Annotated in this window: 19 protein-coding genes and 2 pseudogenes; 18 read left to right on the forward strand and 3 right to left on the reverse strand. The window is 73.8% G+C overall.

The annotated features are described in order from the left end of the window. Positions 1–20 precede the first annotated feature (20 nt). The 8 genes and pseudogenes from BJF79_RS33115 (at position 21) to BJF79_RS33160 (ending at position 9379) form a co-directional block, all read left to right on the forward strand. On the forward strand, positions 21–1382 hold the full coding sequence (locus tag BJF79_RS33115; RefSeq protein ID WP_075903371.1) for a hypothetical protein: 1362 nt from the start codon (positions 21–23) through the stop codon (positions 1380–1382). 5 nt (positions 1383–1387) lie between these two features. Beyond that, positions 1388–2530, forward strand: coding sequence for a DegT/DnrJ/EryC1/StrS family aminotransferase (locus BJF79_RS33120; protein ID WP_075903373.1), 1143 nt, complete (start codon positions 1388–1390; stop codon positions 2528–2530). 2 nt (positions 2531–2532) lie between these two features. After that, positions 2533–3672 (forward strand): polysaccharide biosynthesis protein, encoded by a 1140-nt coding sequence (locus tag BJF79_RS33125; protein ID WP_075903375.1) that lies wholly within the window; start codon positions 2533–2535, stop codon positions 3670–3672. Positions 3673–3935: 263 nt separating this feature from the next. After that, a pseudogene (locus tag BJF79_RS67545) lies at positions 3936–4700 on the forward strand (glycosyltransferase); the annotation flags it as partial. 208 nt (positions 4701–4908) lie between these two features. After that, positions 4909–6300 carry an O-antigen ligase family protein gene (locus tag BJF79_RS62720; protein ID WP_075903377.1) on the forward strand — a complete coding sequence of 464 codons (1392 nt, stop codon included), beginning with the start codon at positions 4909–4911 and terminating at the stop codon, positions 6298–6300. Then, positions 6297–7616 (forward strand): lipopolysaccharide biosynthesis protein, encoded by a 1320-nt coding sequence (locus tag BJF79_RS62725; RefSeq protein ID WP_262402904.1) that lies wholly within the window; start codon positions 6297–6299, stop codon positions 7614–7616. Before BJF79_RS62720 ends, BJF79_RS62725 begins: the two co-directional genes overlap by 4 nt. Before the next feature lie 4 nt (positions 7617–7620). Next, positions 7621–8430, forward strand: coding sequence for a sugar transferase (locus BJF79_RS33155; RefSeq protein ID WP_075903379.1), 810 nt, complete (start codon positions 7621–7623; stop codon positions 8428–8430). A gap of 301 nt (positions 8431–8731) precedes the next feature. Further along, a complete protein-coding gene (locus BJF79_RS33160; protein ID WP_075903381.1) occupies positions 8732–9379 on the forward strand; it encodes a hypothetical protein in 648 nt (215 codons plus the stop codon). Positions 9380–9400: 21 nt separating this feature from the next. On the opposite strand, the gene BJF79_RS56135 is transcribed toward BJF79_RS33160, so the two are convergent. Continuing rightward, on the reverse strand, positions 9401–9565 hold the full coding sequence (locus BJF79_RS56135; RefSeq protein WP_158079366.1) for a hypothetical protein: 165 nt from the start codon (positions 9563–9565) through the stop codon (positions 9401–9403). Between the two features lie 135 nt (positions 9566–9700). Further along, on the reverse strand, positions 9701–10876 hold the full coding sequence (locus BJF79_RS33165) for a Rieske (2Fe-2S) protein (RefSeq protein WP_262402905.1): 1176 nt from the start codon (positions 10874–10876) through the stop codon (positions 9701–9703). 806 nt (positions 10877–11682) lie between these two features. On the opposite strand from BJF79_RS33165, the gene BJF79_RS33170 reads away from it, so the two are divergent. From BJF79_RS33170 to BJF79_RS33200, 9 genes and pseudogenes are all read left to right on the forward strand, one after another. Then, positions 11683–12312, forward strand: coding sequence for a sensor histidine kinase (locus tag BJF79_RS33170; protein ID WP_075903385.1), 630 nt, complete (start codon positions 11683–11685; stop codon positions 12310–12312). Further along, a pseudogene (locus BJF79_RS67550) lies at positions 12309–12632 on the forward strand (response regulator); the annotation flags it as partial. The gene BJF79_RS33170 and the pseudogene BJF79_RS67550, both read left to right, overlap by 4 nt. Positions 12633–12765: 133 nt before the next feature. Further along, positions 12766–12957, forward strand: a complete 192-nt coding sequence (locus BJF79_RS67555) for a response regulator transcription factor (protein WP_410050174.1) — start codon at positions 12766–12768, stop codon at positions 12955–12957. An 869-nt stretch (positions 12958–13826) separates the two neighbouring features. Further along, positions 13827–14486, forward strand: a complete 660-nt coding sequence (locus BJF79_RS67560) for a sensor histidine kinase (protein ID WP_410050175.1) — start codon at positions 13827–13829, stop codon at positions 14484–14486. After that, entirely contained in the window at positions 14483–15148 is a 666-nt protein-coding gene (locus BJF79_RS33180) for a response regulator (protein ID WP_075903389.1), read from the forward strand. The genes BJF79_RS67560 and BJF79_RS33180 overlap by 4 nt, the downstream gene beginning before the upstream one ends. Positions 15149–15264: 116 nt before the next feature. Continuing rightward, complete coding sequence (locus BJF79_RS33185) at positions 15265–15894, forward strand: two-component system response regulator (protein WP_075903391.1); 630 nt, start codon at positions 15265–15267, stop codon at positions 15892–15894. A 352-nt stretch (positions 15895–16246) separates the two neighbouring features. Next, positions 16247–16840, forward strand: coding sequence for a DUF6230 family protein (locus tag BJF79_RS33190; protein ID WP_075903393.1), 594 nt, complete (start codon positions 16247–16249; stop codon positions 16838–16840). Positions 16841–16845: 5 nt separating this feature from the next. Next, a complete protein-coding gene (locus BJF79_RS33195) occupies positions 16846–17499 on the forward strand; it encodes a DUF6114 domain-containing protein (protein ID WP_075903395.1) in 654 nt (217 codons plus the stop codon). 8 nt (positions 17500–17507) lie between these two features. Beyond that, entirely contained in the window at positions 17508–17786 is a 279-nt protein-coding gene (locus tag BJF79_RS33200; RefSeq protein ID WP_075903397.1) for a hypothetical protein, read from the forward strand. On the opposite strand, the gene BJF79_RS54200 is transcribed toward BJF79_RS33200, so the two are convergent. Continuing rightward, the gene (locus tag BJF79_RS54200) at positions 17693–18361 is read right to left on the reverse strand and encodes a hypothetical protein (RefSeq protein WP_143220557.1); all 669 of its coding nucleotides are present in this window, start codon (positions 18359–18361) and stop codon (positions 17693–17695) included. The genes BJF79_RS33200 and BJF79_RS54200 overlap by 94 nt on opposite strands. A gap of 10 nt (positions 18362–18371) precedes the next feature. Between BJF79_RS54200 and BJF79_RS54205 the strand changes: the two genes are divergently transcribed. Then, on the forward strand, positions 18372–18698 hold the full coding sequence (locus tag BJF79_RS54205; RefSeq protein WP_143220559.1) for a hypothetical protein: 327 nt from the start codon (positions 18372–18374) through the stop codon (positions 18696–18698). The last annotated feature ends 114 nt before the right edge of the window (positions 18699–18812 follow it).

Here is an 18812-nt window from a genome sequence, read left to right on the forward strand (position 1 = left end):
ACGAAGGCGGAGGGAAGATCGTGGAACTCGACGAAGTCGCCGCGCGGGTAGGGCGCCGTTACTGGGCGCTCCTGCTGGTCCTGACGGTTGTCCCGGTGCTGGTCGTGGGGTTCGTGATGAACGGGCGGGAGCCGCCCGCGGTCGCGCAGACCCGGCTGGAGGCGAGCAGCAGCGTGACCGACGCGGCCGTCGGGGACGCGGGCGTGAGCATCGTGGTCAGCCAGGTGAGCGCCTACGCGACGAGCGAGAACCTGCTCACCGCGGTGCTGAAGAAGGAGAAGATCGACCGGACGCCGCGGGAGCTCGCGAAGAAGATCAAGGTGACCGGGCTCGGCACGTCGACGATCGTCGAACTGTCGGTCGAGGACACCGATCCGGGGACGGCGCGCAAGCTCGCGGACGCGCTCGGCGCGGCGGTGATCGAGCAGATCAACGAGTCGAACCAGGGCGCGCTGAACGAGCGGATCGACGAGATCAACGACCGGATCCGGGAGCTGGAGGAGGATCTGGCGCCGCTGGCGCGGGAGGCGTCCGGGCCGGTGCCCGACGTCGGCGCGATGAACGAGCGCGAGCGCGTTCAGGCGGAGCTGACGGATCTGCGGTCGAGCCGGGCGGAGCTGACGTCGGAGCTGACGTCGGCGGGGTCGGCGTCGGTGGTGCAGCCGGCGGTGCTCGCGCCGGAGTCGAACCCGCTGGTGATGCTGGCGGCGATCGCGGGGCTGGTCGGGCTGGTGCTGGCGATCCTGATCGCGGTGGTCGCGGAGATGCTGCGGCCGACGGTGCCGGGGCAGCGCCGGGTGGCGCGGCGGCTGGGCGTCCCGCTGCTGGGCTGGGCCGACCGCGGGCCCGGCGAGCTGGCGGACCTCGGGCGGCGCACGCGGCTCGCGGCCCGCAAGGAGGGCGTCGGGCAGATCACGGTGGTCGGGGCGCCCGGCCCGCTGCCCGCCGAGGTCGTGTCGGCGGTGGCGTCGGCGGTGTACGGGGACGAGACGAAGCTCGTCACCCCGGAAGCGGCGAAGGCGAACGAACCGGACGAGCCGACCTCGCACGCCGAGGACGAGGGCGACGGGCCGTCCGTGAACAGCACCGGGCCCGCCGAGCCGAAGACGAGCACGTCGGTGGTGCGGGCGAGCACCGCGGTGATGGCGAAGAAGACTCCCGGCGAGGTCGCGCAGCGCAAGCGGACGCCCGTGCCGTCGCGGGAGCCGTGCCACGTGCACGCGTTCGAGGACGTCGACCCGGGCGCGGACGCCGACGCCGGTGTCGTCGTCGTGGTCGGTCCGGTCACCGCGGTGTCGGGGCTGGAGACGGTTCGTGACCTGGTGGCGGCGTCGGGGTGGCCGCTGCTCGGGGTCGTCGGTACCCGGAAGATCAAGAGGTAGGGCAGATGAGTTCCGTTCCCTTCACCGTTCCGTCGCTGGCCGGAGAGGTCTCCGACGCCGTCGTCAAGGTCCTCGACTCGGGGTGGATCACCACGGGTCCGCAGACGGGCCAGTTCGAGCAGGAGTTCGCCGACTATCTGGGCGCCGCGCACGTGGTCGCGTTGGCGTCGTGCACGACCGCGCTGGAGCTGTCCCTGCGCGCGCTTGGGCTGCCGCCCGGTTCGGCGGTGCTGACCCCCAGTTTGACGTTCTGCGGTGCGATCAACGCGATCCTGCACGCGGGGCATCGTCCGGTGCTTGTGGACGTCGACGAGGACACGCTCGTCCCGAGCCCGCGTACCGTCGCGGCCGCCGCCGGACGCGTGGACGCGGCGGCGATGATCGTCCAGAACCAGGGCGGCTACCCCGTGGACGTCGCGGCGCTCGCGGACGCGGCGGGGCTCGACCGGGCGCGCGTCATCGAGGACGCGGCGCACGGGCCGGGCGCCGCCCGGGACGGCGCGCCGGTCGGATCGGAGTCGTTCGCGGCGTGCTTCTCGTTCTACGCGACGAAGAACATGCCGATCGGCGAGGGCGGCGCGGTCGCGTCGAACGACCGGGAGTTCGCCGACCGGGTGCGCGCGATGCGGCTGCACGGGATGAGCAAGGACTCCTGGCGCCGGTACCTGCCGGGCGGGAGCTGGCGCTACGACGTGAAGACGGTCGGGCTGAAGGCGAACATGACCGACGTGCAGGCGGCGATCGGACGGGCGCAGCTCGCGGCGCTGCCGGACTGGCAGCGGCGCCGCGCGGAGATCGTCGCCGCGTACGACGCGGCCCTCGCCGGGCTGCCGGGGCTGACGCTGCCGCAGCGGGACCTCGCCGGGATCACGCACGCGTGGCACCTCTACCAGGTGCGGGTGCCGGACCGGGACGCGGTGAGCGCCGAACTGGAGGAGGCGGGCGTCGCGACGTCCGTCCACTTCATCCCGGCGCACCAGATGACCGCGTACCGGGAGATCCTGGGCGCGGACGAGTGCGCGTCGGTGCCGGTGACCGAGCGGATCTCGGGGGAGCTGCTGTCGCTGCCGCTGTACCCCGGGCTGTCGGCCGACCAGGTGGATCGGGTGGTGTCGGCGCTGACCGAGGCGCTGCGGACCCGGGGTTGACCGTGCGTCGCTTCCTGCCGCGCCGCCGTCCGGGCCCCGCCGCCCCCGCACCGGCCGTCCCGGAACCGGCGAGCCCGATGGCGCTGCTGCTCGGACGGGACGAGGTCGTGCTGGCGGGCCCGCGCGGGCGGCGGCTGGTGCACGGCCGCCGGGTGCTGGTGACCGGGGCGTGCGGGACGGTCGGGGCGGCGCTGTGCAAGCAGGTCGGGCGGTACGGCCCGGCCGCGCTGTGCCTGGTCGACATCGACGGCGGCGGGCTCGAACGGCTCGGCCGCGAACTGTCCGGGCCGCCGGACGGCCTCCCCGACGGTGCGGTGACGATCGCGCGCGCCGACGTGCGGGACGCGGGCCGCATCGACCGGGTCGTCGCGATGGCCGGCCCGGAGCTGCTGTTCCACACGGCCGGACGGCGGAACCTGGCGGCGGTCGAGCGGGACCCGTGCGGGGGCGTCGCGGAGAACGTCACCGGCACCCGGCACACCGTCGACAGCGCGGTCCGGCACGGGGTGGAGCGGCTGGTGCTGGTGTCGTCGGAGCTGGCCGCCGACCCGACGTCGGTGCTGGGCGCGACGCTGCGGCTCGCCGAGCTGCTGCCGCACGCGGCGACGGGCGGCCCGACCTGCTTCGCGGCGGTCCGCGTCGGGAGCGTCCTGGACGCGGGCCCGCCGCTGCGGCGGCTGGCGCGGCGGATCTCGGCGGGCGAGGCGGTGACCGTCCCGCATCCGGCGGCGGCGCGCAACTTCATGACGGTGGAGGAGGCGGCGGGGCTGCTGCTGGAGGCGGCGGCGCTGGCGGAGGAGGCGGAGACGTTCGCGCTGGACGTCGGCCGTCCCGTCCCGGTCGTGGACCTGGTGCACCGGTACGCCGAGCAGCTGCGGCTGCCGGAGGTGACGATCCGGTTCAGCGGCCTCGGCCCCGGCGAGAAGCTCGCGGAGAAGGCGTTCGCCGACTCCGAACGCCTGCTCCGCACCGTCCACCCGAAGATCTGGGCGACCCGGCCGGCTCCGCCGCCCGCCGGGCTGCCCGCCCTGCTGGACGCGCTGGAGGCCGCGGCGGGCGCGGACGACGCGCGGCGCGTCCGGATGCTGCTGCGGCGGCTGCTGCCGGAGTACCGACCCTCGTCGGCTGTGAGGTGCCCGTGAGTACGGATCGGAAGCTGCGCGTGGCCACGGTGATCACCCGGTTCAACGGGGGCGCCGGGCAGGTCGCGCTGAACGGGATGCTGGCGCTGCCGGACGGCGCCTACGAGCGCGCGATCGTCACCGGCGGCGTCGGCATCGACAGCAAGGCGTCCGGCGACGGCGGCGGGGGCGCGGCCGGGGCGGCCGGGGCGGTGCTGCACGGCGACGAGGCGGTCGCGAACGCGGCGGCCGGCGACCTGACGCCCGCCGCGCACGAGGCGGGAATGGAGATCGTGCAGGTGGGGCCGCTGGTCCCGCAGATCTCCCCGCGCGACGACCTGGCCGCGCTGCGGACGCTCGAACGGGTACTGCGCGAGGGCCGCTACGACGTCGTCCACACGCACAGCGCGAAGGGCGGCGTGATCGGACGGGTCGCGGCGGCGCGCGCGGGCGTGCCCCGGATCGTCCACACCTGGCACGGGTTCCCGTTCAACGAGTTCCAGTCGTGGGCGCGGCGCCGCACGTATATAGGTCTGGAGCGGATCGCGGCGAAGCGGACGGACGCGTTCCTCGCGATCGGGTCCGAGACGGTGACGACGGCGCTGCGGCTGGGGCTCACGACGCCGGAGCGGGTGCGGCTGTCGTGGCCCGCCGTGGACGTCGCCGCGTACGCGGCCGCGCCGGGCTCGCGGGCGCAGGCGCGGCGGCGGCTCGACCTGCCGCTCGGCGTGAAGGTCGTCGGGTCGGTGGGGCGGCTGACGTTCCAGAAGGGCCCGGAGATCTTCGCGAAGGCGATCGCGCGGCTGCCCGGCGACGTGTTCGGGCTGTGGGTCGGCGGCGGGCCGATGGCCGACGAGCTGGAGCGGCTGACCGACCGGCTCGGGATCGGCGAGCGGATGCGCTGGCTCGGGCACCGCGACGACGTCGCGGCGGTGCTGCCCGCGTTCGACGTGCTGGCGATGGCGTCCCGCTGGGAGGGGCTGCCGTGCGTGCTGGTCGAGGCGATCGGCGCGGGGATCCCGCTGGTCGCGACGGCCGTCCCGTCCAACCAGGACCTGGTGCTCGCCGGGGAGACCGGGATGCTCGTCCGGCCGGAGGACCGGCGGGGCTGGCGGCGGCGGTCACGGTGCTGCTGGACGATCCGGTCGCCGCCGCCCGGATGGCGGCGCGGGCCCGCGAGCGGGTCGGCGACTGGTTCTCCCCCGCGCATCTCGGGACCGTGCTGGACGAGACCTACCGAGGGGGCTCGCGGCGCCCATGACCACGATCACCGAACGGCCGCCGGTGCGGGGGGCGCCGCCGGACGGCGACCCGGACGGCGACCCGGGCGGCCGGGACGAGCGTCCGGGGCCGCTGCGGAACCGGTGGCGGCCGGAGGCGGTGCTGCTGTCCCTCGGGATCGCGTCGCTGCCGATGCTGATGCCGGCCGGGCTGCCGCCGGGCCCCGGCAACACCGGGCTGCCCGACCTCATGCTCGTCGTGCTGACGGTGACGACGCTGCTGTGGGCGGGCACGCGGAAGCTGCCGGTGCGGTGGCCGTTCCTGCTGCCGACGCTGCTGACGATCATCGCGGGCGGCATCGCCGCGTACGTCAACCAGGCCGGGCTGCTCACCCTCGCGAAAGACCTGTTCGTCCTGTTCTGGGGCGTGTGCGTGGCGAACCTCAGCCGCGATCCCCGGCTGCTGCGCGTCGCGTTCCGGTCGTTCATCGGCTTCGGGACGCTCTACGCGATCGTGATGATCGCCGGGTTCGTGCTCGGCATCGACGCGATGTCGGGCAAGCAGCCGGACGGCATGCGCGCCATGTTCACGTTCGGCGACGCGAACTACGCGTCGAACTGGTTCATCTGCGTCTTCTTCATCGTACGGGCCACCCGCACGCCGCGCACGCCGTGGAAACGGTACGCGGTCCTCGGGATCCTGCTGGTCGCCGAACTGCTCACCGGCTCCAACGGCGGCCTGCTGTCGCTGCTCGTCGCGCTCGTCCTCGGCCACCTGTTCCGGCTGTTCCGCGAGGGACGGGCGTACCGCGCGATCGCGACCGCCTGCCTCGCCGGGGTCGTCGCGGGCGGCGGCGTCACGATCGTCACGACCGTCGACGTCCAGCCGTATCTGGACCGGGTCAGCTCGCTGCACCCGGTGCTGCGCGACTCGATCGGCCGGACGACCGGGGAGAGCACCGAATCGCGCAGCACCGTGTTCGCCACGACCGCCGACATGATCGCCGAGCAGCCGCACCCGTGGGGCATCGGGCCCGGCGAGACCAGGAACGCGATGATGGCCCGGCAGGAGACCTATATACGCGAGGCGCACAACGACTACATCGCCTCGACGCTCGAACGCGGCTTCCTCGGCGGCGTCGCGCTCGTCGCGCTGGTGTTCGCGCTGCTGCTGAACTGCGCGCGGATCGCCCGGCGCGGCGCGCTGACCGGCGAGTACGCGCGGATCGTGCCGCGCCCGGAGATGTTCGGCGCGCTCATCGCCGTCTTCCTGATCTCCGGGCTGTTCTACGAGACGCTGCACTACCGGCACGGCTGGGCGATCTTCGGGCTGATCGCGGCCCTGCACCTGTTCGGACGGCGCGGCTCGACGGACCGTCCGGTCGGCGGAACCGAGGCCGGGGGCGGCCGAACCGGGGGCGGCCGATGACCGACACGCGCAAGCCCGAATCGGCGGCCGACCCCGAAGCCGGACGGCTGCGGCGGCGGCTCGTCGCGCTCGTCGCGGGCAACATGGCCGGACGGGTCGGTGCGCTCGCCTCGCTCGGCATCGCGACGATCATGGTCGCCCGGATCGGCGGGCCCGCGCTCGTCGGCGCGTTCACGCTCGTCCGGATCCTGCCGGGGCTGCTGTGCCAGCTGGCGAGCGCGGGCCTGCCGGGCGCCGCGCCGTACTTCCTCGCGCGGGGCGCCGAGGACCAGCGGCGCGTCCGTCCGACGCTGGCCGCGCTGACGGTGCTCGGCGCGGTCGCCGCCGGGGTCGGCTGGCTCGTGCTCAGCCCGGTCGTCCACCTGGTGTTCTTCCAGTCGTTCGGGTTCTGGATCGCGCTCGTCGCCGCCGCGCCCGCGTTCACGCAGACGTTCGTGTCCGTCGGCAAGGGCCTGCTGCAGGGCACCGACGACCAGGCCGGGGCCAGCCTCGCGATCGCCGTCGAGGAGTTCGTGTTCCTGCCGATCTACCTGGTCATCCTCATCGGCTGGTACGGGCCGGGCGCGCTGATCACCGGGCTGGTGCTCGCCGACGTCGCCGCCGCCGCGTGGATCGTGCGGCGGCTCGCCCGCGGCGGGTTCTTCCGCGGCTGGGGCCGTCCGGACGCGCGGCTCGGCCGCCGCATCGCCGGATACGGGTTCCGCGGCTACGTCGGGCAGCTCATCGACCTGCTGCAACTGCGGTTCGACATGGCGCTGCTCGGCGCGATCGCCGGGCCGAGCGTCCTCGGCGTCTACACCGTCGCGAGCAAGTTCGCCGAGCTGGTGCAGCTTCCCGGGCTCGCGGTCAACTACGTCCTCTATCCCGACTTCGCCAAGGAGGACCGGGCGACCGCCACGCGGCGCACCGCCCGGCTCATCCTGCCCGCGCTCGGCGTGTCCGTGCTCGCCGCGCTGCCGCTCGCGCTGATCGCGGGGACGGCGCTGCCGTGGGTCTTCGGCGACGTGTTCGACGACGCGGTGGTCCCCACCTACATCCGCCTCGCGGGCGTCGTCACGTTCGGCGTGACCGGCCTGGTCATGGCCTACCTGTACGGGGTCGGGCGGCCCGGCGCCGCGTCCACCGGGCAGGGCATCGGCCTGCTCGTGGTCGTCGCGCTCGGCCTCCTGCTGATCCCGTCGCACGGGGCGGTGGGCGCCGCGATCGCCACGTCCGTCTCCTTCGTCGCCACCACCGCCGCGCTGCTGCTCTGGTTCCGGCACGTCAGGAACGTCGATGACCGGGACCGGCGGGCGGCCGCCGGAGAGAAGGGGTGATTCCATGTCCGAGGACCGCGCCGAACCGGCGGGCCGCCCCGTCGACCCGTCCGACGGCGTCGCGCCGTCCCGGTCCCGCCGGGTGCTGGACGTCGCGGGCGCCCTCGCCGGGCTGCTGCTGCTCAGCGTCCCGCTGCTGCTGATCTACGCGTTCGTCCGGCTGTCCAGCAAGGGGCCGGGCGTGTTCCGGCAGACCCGGGTGGGGCAGGGCGGGCGGCCGTTCACGATGTACAAGTTCCGGACGATGCGGCAGGGCGTCGGCGGGCTCACCGTGACCGCGACCTGCGACCCGCGGCTGACGCGCGTCGGCAAGCTGCTGCGGCAGTGGTCGCTGGACGAGCTGCCGCAGCTCGTGAACGTCCTGCGCGGGCAGATGACGCTGGTCGGGCCGCGTCCGGAGACCTACGACCTGGCCGTGCACTACGACGCGCACTGCCGGTGGATCTTCGACCACCGGCCGGGGCTGACGGGCCTGTCGGAGGTCCGGTTCCGCGACTTCGACGTGCTGCCGCCCGGCGAGGAGGTCGACCTCGTCAACTACATCCGCAAGATCGTGCCCGCGCGGGTCGCGGTCGACGCCGTCTACCTGCGGGACCCGTCGATGCGGGCGACGTTCCGGGCGCTGTGGGAGACGGTCCGGCACATCCTCGGGTTCACGCTGCCGCCGTTGGAGGTCGGAGCGGACGGCAACGTCGCGGAGGTGGCGGCGGTGCGGCCCGAGCAGCGGGACGAACGGGACGAACGGGACGAGCGGTCGCCGGAGCCCGTCGCGGAGTCCGTCGCGCCCGTGGAGAAGCCCGGCCCGGCGGGGTGACGGGCCGCCGAAGTCGTCTCGGGGGAGGTCGGATGGACGTGCGGTACAGGATCGGCGCGGCCGTGGCGGCGGTCGCGGTCGCGGCGGCCGGGCTGCCGCGCGGCGGTGCGCGCCACCCGGCGGCTACGAGCCGTACCGGGGGCCGCCCGCGACGCCCGGCACGGCGCCCGCCGATCCGGACCCGACCCGCCGCATCGCGCTGAACACCGAACCCGCCGACCATCCGCGGCTGCGGGAACTCGGCTACGACCTGGTCGACGTCCGGCCCGACCCGTCGCTGGTCGCGTCGATCCCGCGGGGGATGCAGGCGCTCATGTGGGTCGGCAACTTCCACTGCGACGACTTCACGCTCGACTACGACGCGTTCACCCGGGCCGTCCGGACGTACGGGCGGGACCCGCGCGTCTACGGCTGGTACCTGTCGGACGAGCCGAACACGAGCGAGTGCCCCGAGATCGCCGAGGAGATCGAGCGGCGCGCCGACTACATCGCCGAGCACGCGCCGGGGCAGATCTCGTTCATCTCGCTCACCGACTGGCCGATGGGTCCGGTGACGCCGCAGAAGGTGAACGTCGACATCGTCGGCCTCGACCCGTACCCGTGCCGGGGCGCGGTCGAGCCGAAGAAGAAGTGCGACATCGGGGCGATCGACCGGATGGTCCGGATGGCGGACCGGGCGGGCATCGCGCGGGAGCGCGTCGCGCCCGTCCTGCAGGCGTTCGGGCAGGAGTGCTCGTCCGGCGACAAGCAGTACTGGCTGCCGACCGAGGACCAGTTCCGCGCCCTGCTGCGCCGCTGGGACCGTCTCGTCCCCGCCCCCCGGCTGGAGATCACCTACACCTGGGGGAAGCAGGACGAGTGGGCGTGCCCCACGCTCGCGGACGCGTCCGGCGGCGAGCACCCCGACCTGCAGAGCATCATGAAGGCCCGCAACACGGGACGCTCGTAGGACCCGTTCCCGCGCCGCCCGCTACGGGGCGGCGGCCGGGGCGCCGTTGACCGCGCCCTCGGGCGCGTTGTTCGGCAGCGGAACGTCGACGGAACCGATCGTCACGGCCGCCCACTCCATCAGGCCGATGACGACGACGAGCCCGACGATGATCAGCCCGAGTCTGGTGCGGTTCAGACCGCGCACCTTACCAACCCCCAAACGATCACGAATGCCACCACAATAGTGGCAAAGCCGGGTCCGGACGCTCGCTCCGGCGAGCGTCCGGACCCGGCTCCCGCACGGGCCCCGGCATGGAAGGGGACCGGGGCCCGCGGCCCGTCACCCGATGCGGCGGCTGGTCAGGTTCGCCGCGCGGGCGTTGACGCACACCCCGGTCGCCAGGTCGAACGAGAAGTTGTGCGCCAGGCAGTGCACCCGCCCGTCCCGGACGATCGCGCCGACGGCCAGGTCCTCGCCCGCGTGCGGGCAGTACCGCGGGATGTCGTAGCGGCCGCCGTCCCACTCGACGGTGATCCGCTCGCTCCAGTCGCGCTCCGTCTCGTACGCCTCGACGGCCTGCAGCGCGGGCGCGTTCGCGTGCTTGAGCAGCCCGACGAGGTGGTCGTTGTAGACGTCCGGGTCGCGGTAGAGGCTGAGCCGGAACGAGATCAGCAGGTCCTCCCACGCCATCCGGCCGGACAGGACGGACTCGACCCAGCGGCCCGCCGTGGTGATCCGGTAGTGCGGACGGGCGTCCGGGGCGGCCTCGCCGACCGACACCCCGTCCGGCGACAGCCGCACGTCCCAGGTGCCGCCGTGCGGGCCGGTGACCTCGAAGCGCACCAGCATCGCGATCTGCCGCAGGAAGTAGTCGCTGAGCCCGCCCAGGTACTCGAAGTGGGCGGCGAACCGGTCGAACAGGCCGGGCCCCGGCTCCGGGTTCTCGGCGAAGACGCCCGCGATGTGCGGCGCGCGGTCGGCCGCGTAGCGTTCCAGGTACGGGTCGCGGGCGGCGTCGGCGAACGTGAACCCCGCCGACACCGGGTCGCGGACGATCTCGCCGGTGTCGAGGTCGAGGGAGTCGCCGGGCTTGAAGTGGTCGAAGTGCTGCGCCGGCAGATGCTCGCGCAGCCAGTCCGTCGCGACCTCGGGGTCGCAGAACGCGCCGTCCTTCTGGTCCAGCACCCAGTTCAGCCGCGCGACCTCGGCGTCCAGGAAGCAGGGCGGGCCCGCGAACGGGACGGCCAGCTCCGGCGCGGTCTGCCGGACGAGCCGCTGCACCGACCGCAGCTTCGACATCCGCTTGCTCGCCGACAGCTCCGCCATCTCGGCGGCCGGATACTCGTAGCAGATCGGATGCCAGGACGCCCCGGACGCCTGCAGGGCCATGACGTCCAGCCGGTCCCCCGCCAGATGCTTGGCGCGGCGCGCCTGCGCCGCGGTGAGCCGCGCGTCGTTGCCGTGCAGCACCGACCGTCCGTCCGCGACGAACAGGAAAGCGGCGTCATGACACATCGGAGATAGTTCCGGAATGACCGTCATCCAGGACCCATGCGAGTCAAGTGGAAATTTCTCCCAGGGTTCTATCTCGATTACCGGCCGGTCACCCGCGACCGCCGTCATCCGTTCCCGGAACGCCGGTCCGGGGTAGCGGGGAATGAGGATTCGGGTCCGCGCCGGCAGCCGGCCGATGACCCACGGATCGAAATGATCTAGATGTTCGTGCGAGACCGCCACCCAGTCGGCGTCCAGGAACCGGTCGGCGTCCAGATGATCGTTTCTCGGATACTGGTGCCAGGCTCCGAGAAAGGCCCCGGTCGGCGCGAGCCAGGGGTCCGCGAGCAGGCGGAACGCCCGGGCGTCCAGCGACACGCCCGCATGTCCGAGAAAAGTGACCGTCGGCATACCGCGACTGTCCCCCCGCCGCCGCCCGCCCGCACCCGGCGTAATGCGCAATGCGGCTACGCCGTCCGCATGACGGAAATGCTCAAGGGGTAACCGACAATCCTGTCTGAGACGCCGATCCAAAGTCCTGCGTTTACCGATAGATGTGCATGTCCACTATCGGTCAGGTACAGGACGGTTGCGGCCAATTGACTGGACACCGCTCGTACACCGGGTGACCGTCGATACGGTGCTGGTGATAACGGACGGGGGTCCTTCATGAACGACGGGCGGTCTCGGGCAATTCCGATGGACGCGCCCGCGGGCGTCGCCACGCTCACCGGCGCGCAGGTACGGGAGTTCGCGTCCCGTCCCGCGCGCCCGCGTGCGGCGGCGCCCCGCGGCGAGGCCGCGGAGCCCGGCGGGGACGGCACGCTGTGGCGGCGCCGCCTGCGGCACGACATCCGGCACGAACTGGGGACGATCATCATGCTGGCCTCGGCCGTCGCCGTGGCGACGACATCGGCGACGCCAGCCGCGCCCGCGTCGAGCAGCTGCTCGGCGAGACGCGCTGGCTCGACCACCTCCTGCGCCGGCTCGACGGGGACGACGACGACCGCCTCCCCGGCCCCGAGCGCATCCGCGTCGACGAACTCACCGCCGAGGTCGTCACCGGGATCAAGCTGTCCACCTCGCACGAGGTCTGCTTCGACGGCGCCGAGGCGTGGGCCCACATGGACCCGGTCGCCCTGTGGCGCGCCGTCCGCAACGTCCTCGACAACGCCTGCCGCGTCGCGCACGGCCGCGTCGACGTCCACGTCACCGCCGACCACGGCTGGGTGACCGTCCAGGTCGACGACGACGGCCCCGGCTTCGGCGCCGCGGGCTCGCGCGGGCTCGCGTCCCTCGGCCTCGGCATCGTCCACGACCTGATCTCCGGATACGGGGGCAGCCTGGAGATCCGCACCTGCGAGATGGGCGGCGCCCGCGTCCGCCTCCTGCTGCCCGCCGCCCCCGCCCCGGACGGGCCCGACCCCTACGGCGACGACTGGCGGCCCCATCCATGAGAGTGCTGATCTGCGACGACCACGCGGTCTTCGCCGACTCGCTGTCGCTCGTCCTCACCGACGCCGGGCACACCGTCGTCGGCGTGACCTACTCCCCCGCCGACGCGCTGCCGCTGCTGCACGGCGGGACGGCCGACGTGTGCCTCATCGACCTGCGGTTCCCCTCCGGCACCGCGCTCGACTGGATGCCGCGTCTGCGCACCGCCGCGCCGCACACCCGCTTCGTCGTCCTGACCGGCTTCCTCGAACGCCCCGTCCTGGACGCGGGCATCGCGGCGGGCGTCCGCGGCTTCGCCCACAAGGGCCAGCAGGCGGGCGACGTCCTGGCCGTCCTGCGCCGCGTCGCCGCGGGCGAGATCGTCGTCGACCAGGGCCTCGGCCACCCCGACGCCCGCCCCCGCTGGCGACGCCGACCGCGTCGCCCGCTTCCTCACCCCCCGCGAACGGGAGGTCCTGACGCGCCTCGCCCGCGGCGAGTCCACCCAGGCCCTCGCGAAGGCGATGGGCGTGACCCGCAGCACCGCGCGCAGCCACGTCCAGAGCGTCCTCAGCAAACTCGGCGTCCACTCGCAGCGCGAAGCCGTCATCGAAGCCGCCCGCCACGGCCTCGTCAGCGTCGAGACGGGAGAGTGGATAGCGGGGTAGCGCGGTCGGCCCGGCCGACGCTCGCGACCACCATGGCGCGCACGTCGCCGGTCGGCGCCCGCCGGGCGACGTCCGCGCGGGCCGCCGCGAGGTCGGCGACGGCGTCCGAACGAAGTCGTACGCCCCGGGGCGTAGGCGGGATGACTCCCACCAGGCGACGTGACGGCGGGGGCGGCTGGCCTACTGTTCGAGACATGAGCACTCAGCCGCAGGCGCCGGTTCGGGGGCACTGGCCGCGGCCGAGGGACTGGCCGGTGTGGGTGGTGCCCCTGTTCCTGGCGCTCTTCCAGGTCATCGGGTCGATCGGGGCGCAGCACGGGCCGTCGGCGGGGGCGCGGAACGGCGGCCCGTGGAGCGAGCAGGCGCCGCCGTGGGCGGACGGGTCGGCGGACATCGGCAACACGCCGCTCGACCCGCTCGGCTTCGCGCTGCTCGTCGGCGGCCCCGCGCTGCTGCTGTTCCGGCGCCGCTACCCGGTGGCCACGCTGGCGGCCGTCAGTCTGGTGACGGCCGTCTACTTCCTGCGCGCCTATACCTACGGGCCCGCCCCGGCGGCGCTGGGCGTGGCGGCGTTCGGCGCGGTCATGGCGGGGCACCGGCTCGCGGCGTGGGCCGGGACGGTGCTCGGGCTGTCGGTGTTCTACGCGGTCACCGCGCTCGTCGGCGTCCCGCTCGCGGAGCGCGGCGACCCCGGCCGGACGTTCCCGGTGGAGGAGCCGACGGCCGGCGGCATGACGGTCTTCATCGGGTGGGCGCTCGTGGTGCTGATCGGCGGCGAGCTGGTGCGGATGCGCGCGCAGCGGGCCGCCGAGTCCGCCCGGACGCGCGCCGAGGAGGCGAAGCGGCAGGCGAGCGAGGAACGGCTGCGGATGGCCCGCGAACTGCACGACGTCCTCGCGCACAACATCTCGATGATCAACGTGCAGGCGGGCGTCGCGCTGCACCTCATCGACGACGATCCGGGGCAGGCGCGCACCGCCCTGGCGGCGATCAAGGAAGCCAGCAAGGAGGCGCTCACCGAGATGCGCTCGGTGATCGGCGCGCTGCGGGCGCAGGGCGAGACGGCGCCGCGCACCCCGACGGCCGGGCTCGACCGGCTCGACGAGCTGCTGGCGCGGGCGGAGTCCGCCGGGCTCACCGTCGAGGCCGAGATCACCGGCGACCGCGGGCCCCTGCACGCCGGGACGAGCCTGGCCGCGTTCCGGATCGTCCAGGAGGCGCTCACCAACGTGACCCGGCACGCGGGGCCCGGCCCGGTGACGGCGCGGGTCCGGATCGCCTACCGTGACCAGGAGATCGAGGTCCGGGTCGAGGACGACGGCCGCGGCGTGTCGCTGCTGGACGATCGTCCCGCCGGCAGCGGGATCCGCGGCATGCGCGAGCGGGCCGCGGCGCTGGGCGGTACGTTCGAGGCGGGCCCGCGGCCGGGCGGCGGGTTCGCGGTCCGCGCCACGCTGCCCCGCGACGCGCCGGACGAACAGGGCGAGCCGGACGGACCGGGCGAGTCCGACGGGAGGGACGTGCGGTGATCAAGGTACTGCTCGCCGACGACCAGATCCTGGTCCGGGCCGGGTTCCGTGCGCTGCTGGACGCGCAGTCCGACATCGAGGTCGTCGGCGAGGCGAGCGACGGCGCGGAAGCCGTCGCGCAGGCGAAGCGGCTGCGGCCCGACATCATCCTGATGGACATCCGCATGCCCGGCCTGGACGGGCTCGCCGCCACCCGGAAGATCGCCGAGGACGAACGGTTGGACGGCGTCCGCATCGTCATCCTGACCACGTTCGAACTCGACGAGTACGTCTTCGAGGCGCTGCGCGGCGGCGCGAGCGGTTTCCTCGTCAAGGACACCGAACCCGTGGAGCTGATCCACGCCGTGCGGGCGGTCGCGGCGGGCGACGCGCTGCTGTCGCCGAGCGTGACCCGCCGGCTGATCGCCGAGTTCGCGGCCCGCGCCAAGGAGCCCGCCCCGTCCCCGCACCTGAACTCCCTCACCGACCGCGAGCGCGAGGTCATGGCCCTGGTCGGCGAAGGGCTGACGAACGAGGAGATCGCGGCCCGGCTCGTGGTGAGCCCCGCGACCGCGAAAACGCACGTCAGCCGCACGATGGTCAAGCTCGGCGCCCGCGACCGGGCGCAGCTCGTCGTGTTCGCCTACGAGTCCGGCATCGTCAAGCCGGGCTGGCTGCCGTAGATTCTCACTTCCCGGAGATTGACTGTTGCCGGCAGAGGCGACATGACACTCTGGGTCGAGGAAGATGGGAAGCGGGGGAGCCGCGCGGCGACGCCGTCACCGAGCAAGGGAGTCCGGTGCCGAACGACACGAGGATCCTCGCCGTCGACGACCGCGAGGAGAACCTGACCGCGCTCGCCGCTGTGCTCGACGCGCTGCCGGTGGAGGTCGTGACGGTCACGTCGGGCCCGGCGGCGCTCAAGGAACTCCTCGACGGCGACTTCGCGTTGATCCTGCTCGACGTCGTGATGCCCGAGATGGACGGATTCGAGACCGCCGCGCACATCAAGGGCCGGGCCCGCACCCGGGACGTCCCGATCATCTTCCTCACCGCGGCGGGCGACGCCGGGGAGGAGGCGTTCCGCGGCTACTCGGCCGGCGCCGTCGACTTCCTGACCAAGCCCTTCGACCCGTGGCTGCTGCGCGCCAAGGTGTCGGCGTTCATCGAACTGCACCGCCGCAACCTGGAGCTGCGGCGGCAGGCCGCCCTGCTGCAGCGCACCCTGGGCGAGGACGGCGAGGAAACGTCGGCCCGCTGCGACCGGCTGGTCAAGGCCCTGGACGAGCGGCTCGGCCGGGTCGAGGACGACATGGCCCGCCTGCGCCCCGACGAGACCGCCGCCGACGTGCCGGCCGCGCTCCACGACCTCGCCGACCACGTCTCCGAACTACGCCTGGCGCTGGACGCCTTCACCGCGGGCAACTGACCGTTCCGTCCCCGGGAAGCGGGCGGGAGGCCGCACCGCGGGCTCCGTCCGCGGCCCCTGGCGGACGTCTCCGAGGCTCGGCACCCGACCCGCCGATCGTCCCTGCGGCACGTTCGCGAAAATTCCTCAGTAATCACTTACTGTGATGCTTTTCGGTCGAGGTCAGAGCACCCGCACGACCGGCACTCTCGCAAGATCACACAGGTCAGGGGCAGATTCGAGCGTGACCGAATCTCTGGTTCCGGGTTGTCGAAAGTAAGTACTTAGGAGTAACTTGCACTCTACGTCACGCCCGTGACCCCCATCACGCGGCGTGGCGCACCCCCTGCCGTCGACCCCCGGGAGCAGTTCCATGACCGACTCCGCCGGTGCGCCGCTCGGGCGCGTCCGCTGGAAGCGTTTCGCCGCCATCGCCGCACCCGCCGCGATCGGTGCGGGCGCGATGGTGTTCATGACCGCCCAGGGCTCCATCGCCTCGTCGTTCGCCGTCTCCGGCAGCAGCTTCAAGGTCAGCGCCGACCGCCTGGTGGGCGACGGGTTCGTCCAGTACGGCGGCATCGACACCGACGGCGAGGGCGGGAAGCATCCGGTGCAGGTCTCCGGCATCAAGTCCGCGAAGATCTACGACATGTGCCAGTCGGTGAAGGTCGGGCCGTTCACGCTGCGGCTGACCGCCGGGACGGGCAACGCCCCGGTCGAGGCGTCGGACCTGGTGCTGGACGTGGAGCAGCTGAAGGCGGACGCGACGTTCTCCAACATCGAGATCGGGCGCGACGCGGGCACCCTCGACAAGGGACCGTCCGGGTCCAAGGGCACCGCCGGAATGTTCGGCCAGCAGGCCGACCGCATCGAGCTGCGGGGCGTCCAGCAGACCGCGTGGGCGACCACCGCCGGGACGTTCAAGCTCAACGACCTGCACATGGCGCTCGGCGACGAGTGCTTCTGAGGGCCATGACCTACTCCGCACCGCACGGGTTCCGCCGCTGGCGGCGGACGCGCCCCTTCTGGGGCGGCCTGTTCGCCGTCCTCGGCGGCCTGGAGCTCATCATGATCCCGCTGGCGCCGCTGCCGGTGACCGTTCACCAGGGCATGGCCGGGGTGGCGAGCTGGCTGATCGGCGCACTGCTGATCACCGCGGGCGCGCTGCTCTGGTTCCAGCCCGCCCAGCGGACGTTCTTCGGCATTCTGGCGGTGCTGCTGGCGCTGGCGTCGTTCCTGACGTCCAACTTCGGCGGCTTCTTCGCGGGGCTGCTGCTGGGCGTGCTCGGCGGGGCCCTCGGGTTCGCGTGGACGCCCGCTCCCGAACGCGACGAGACGGCGCCGCACGTCCGGGACGCGACGGGCGCGTGGAACCCGCCGCGCGGCGGGCGGCTCACGGCCCTCGCCGTCCCGCTCGCCCTGCCCGTCTTCCTCGGGTCGCACCTCATGGACCCCGCCCCCGCCGCGTCCCCCTCCCCGTCGCCCGCGTCCGCGAAGGACGCCGGGACGGGGCCGCGCGTCTACCTCGGGTCCGCGGCGCTGCGCGCGAGCTCCCTGACGATGACGGGCCTCAGCTACGACGGCGTCGCGCGCTCCCGTCGGCGGGCGGGACGGTCGAGGCGCTGAAGTTCTCGATGTCGAAGGCCGTCCTGAAGGACGTGGACCAGGTCGCCGAACGCGGCGGCGTCACGTCCCGCACGACCACCGGGAGCCTGTCGCTGAACGGCGGCGTCGTCATGTACACGACGAAGATGTCGGCGAAGCTGCTCGGCGTGCCGGTCACGTTCACCCCGGCGCACCCGCCGCCGCTGACGCTGCCCTACATGGTGATGACGGACGTGGTGTCGGAGCGCCCGTCCGTCCGGGCGGACGGCGCCGCGATCGACGGGCTCGGCATCTCCACCCGCGCCTGATCGAGCGCACCGGTCCCCATCTTGTCGCGGACGATCAGCGCGCCGATGAGCACGGCCGCGATCACCAGCACCGCCGCGATCGTCACGATGACGATCGTCTTGCGGCGCTCGCGGGCCTTCGGCGTGTTGCGGGACGGCCGCGACACCTGCGGGGACGGCGGCTGCTGCCAGTTCGACTGCGGCAGGCCCCACGGCGGCGGCGACTGGCTCGGGGACGGAGCCGGGGCCGGGGGCGGCGTCACCGGTCCCGGCGTCAACGACGACCGCGGCTGCGACGTGGACGGCCGCGGCTGCGACGTGGACGGCGACGGCGGCTGTGCGGGCGGGCGCGACGCCGACGCCTGCGGCGGCGGGGGCGCCCACTCGGTCTCGACGAGCGTGCGCGACTCGCTCCGCCGGTCGTCGTCGACCTCGGTGACCTCGGCGTCGGGCGGGCCGAGGACCTGCGGGTCCATGACGGTGTCGGCGGCGTCCTCGCGCGTCTCGTCCTCCGCCGGCTGGGCCGCGCCGGACCCGTGCCCTGACCCGGAGCCGGAGCCGGGCGGCAGGAAGCGGCTGGACGGCTGGTCGGTCACCGTCTCGTCCGTGAGCGTCCGGGGCGGCGACGAAACGGACGGACGCGACGGCGGCGTCCCCTGCGACGGCGGCCCCACCTGCGACCCCGGTCCCGCGTTCGACGGCGGCGGCGCCCTGCGCGAGCGCCCCGGCCTTCGCGGGCGGCCCCGCCTGCGACGGCGGCGCCGCCCTGCGCACCGTCCCCCGGCCGACGGCCCCGGCTGCGCCCCCGGCCCGGCCCCGGCCCCACCTGCGACGGCGCGGGAGGGCCCGGACGGGACGGCGGTGCGGCCATCGGACGCGGTGCGGGCCGCGGGGCGGGCGGACGGGGCTCCGGCATCGTCGCGACCTGCGTGAGCAGCGGCTGCGCCTGCGCGGCGGTCAGGCCGGTAGTGGGGCTCGCGCGCCAGCAGCCCCTCCAGGATGGAGCGCCCCCGGCCGCTTCTTCGCGCCTGCGAATGTCGCCCCCGC

The organism is Actinomadura sp. CNU-125 (assembly GCF_001942465.1).
Lineage (GTDB): Bacteria > Actinomycetota > Actinomycetes > Streptosporangiales > Streptosporangiaceae > Spirillospora.

Coding starts and splice junctions, on each gene's coding strand:
- BJF79_RS33120 (WP_075903373.1), top strand. CDS start 1,388: ATGAGTTCCGTTCCCTTCACCGTTCCGTCGCTGGCCGGAGAGGTCTCC.
- BJF79_RS62720 (WP_075903377.1), top strand. CDS start 4,909: ATGACCACGATCACCGAACGGCCGCCGGTGCGGGGGGCGCCGCCGGAC.
- BJF79_RS62725 (WP_262402904.1), top strand. CDS start 6,297: ATGACCGACACGCGCAAGCCCGAATCGGCGGCCGACCCCGAAGCCGGA.
- BJF79_RS33155 (WP_075903379.1), top strand. CDS start 7,621: ATGTCCGAGGACCGCGCCGAACCGGCGGGCCGCCCCGTCGACCCGTCC.
- BJF79_RS33160 (WP_075903381.1), top strand. CDS start 8,732: ATGCAGGCGCTCATGTGGGTCGGCAACTTCCACTGCGACGACTTCACG.
- BJF79_RS33165 (WP_262402905.1), bottom strand. CDS start 10,876: ATGTGTCATGACGCCGCTTTCCTGTTCGTCGCGGACGGACGGTCGGTG.
- BJF79_RS67560 (WP_410050175.1), top strand. CDS start 13,827: ATGGCCCGCGAACTGCACGACGTCCTCGCGCACAACATCTCGATGATC.
- BJF79_RS33190 (WP_075903393.1), top strand. CDS start 16,247: ATGACCGACTCCGCCGGTGCGCCGCTCGGGCGCGTCCGCTGGAAGCGT.
- BJF79_RS33195 (WP_075903395.1), top strand. CDS start 16,846: ATGACCTACTCCGCACCGCACGGGTTCCGCCGCTGGCGGCGGACGCGC.
- BJF79_RS33200 (WP_075903397.1), top strand. CDS start 17,508: ATGTCGAAGGCCGTCCTGAAGGACGTGGACCAGGTCGCCGAACGCGGC.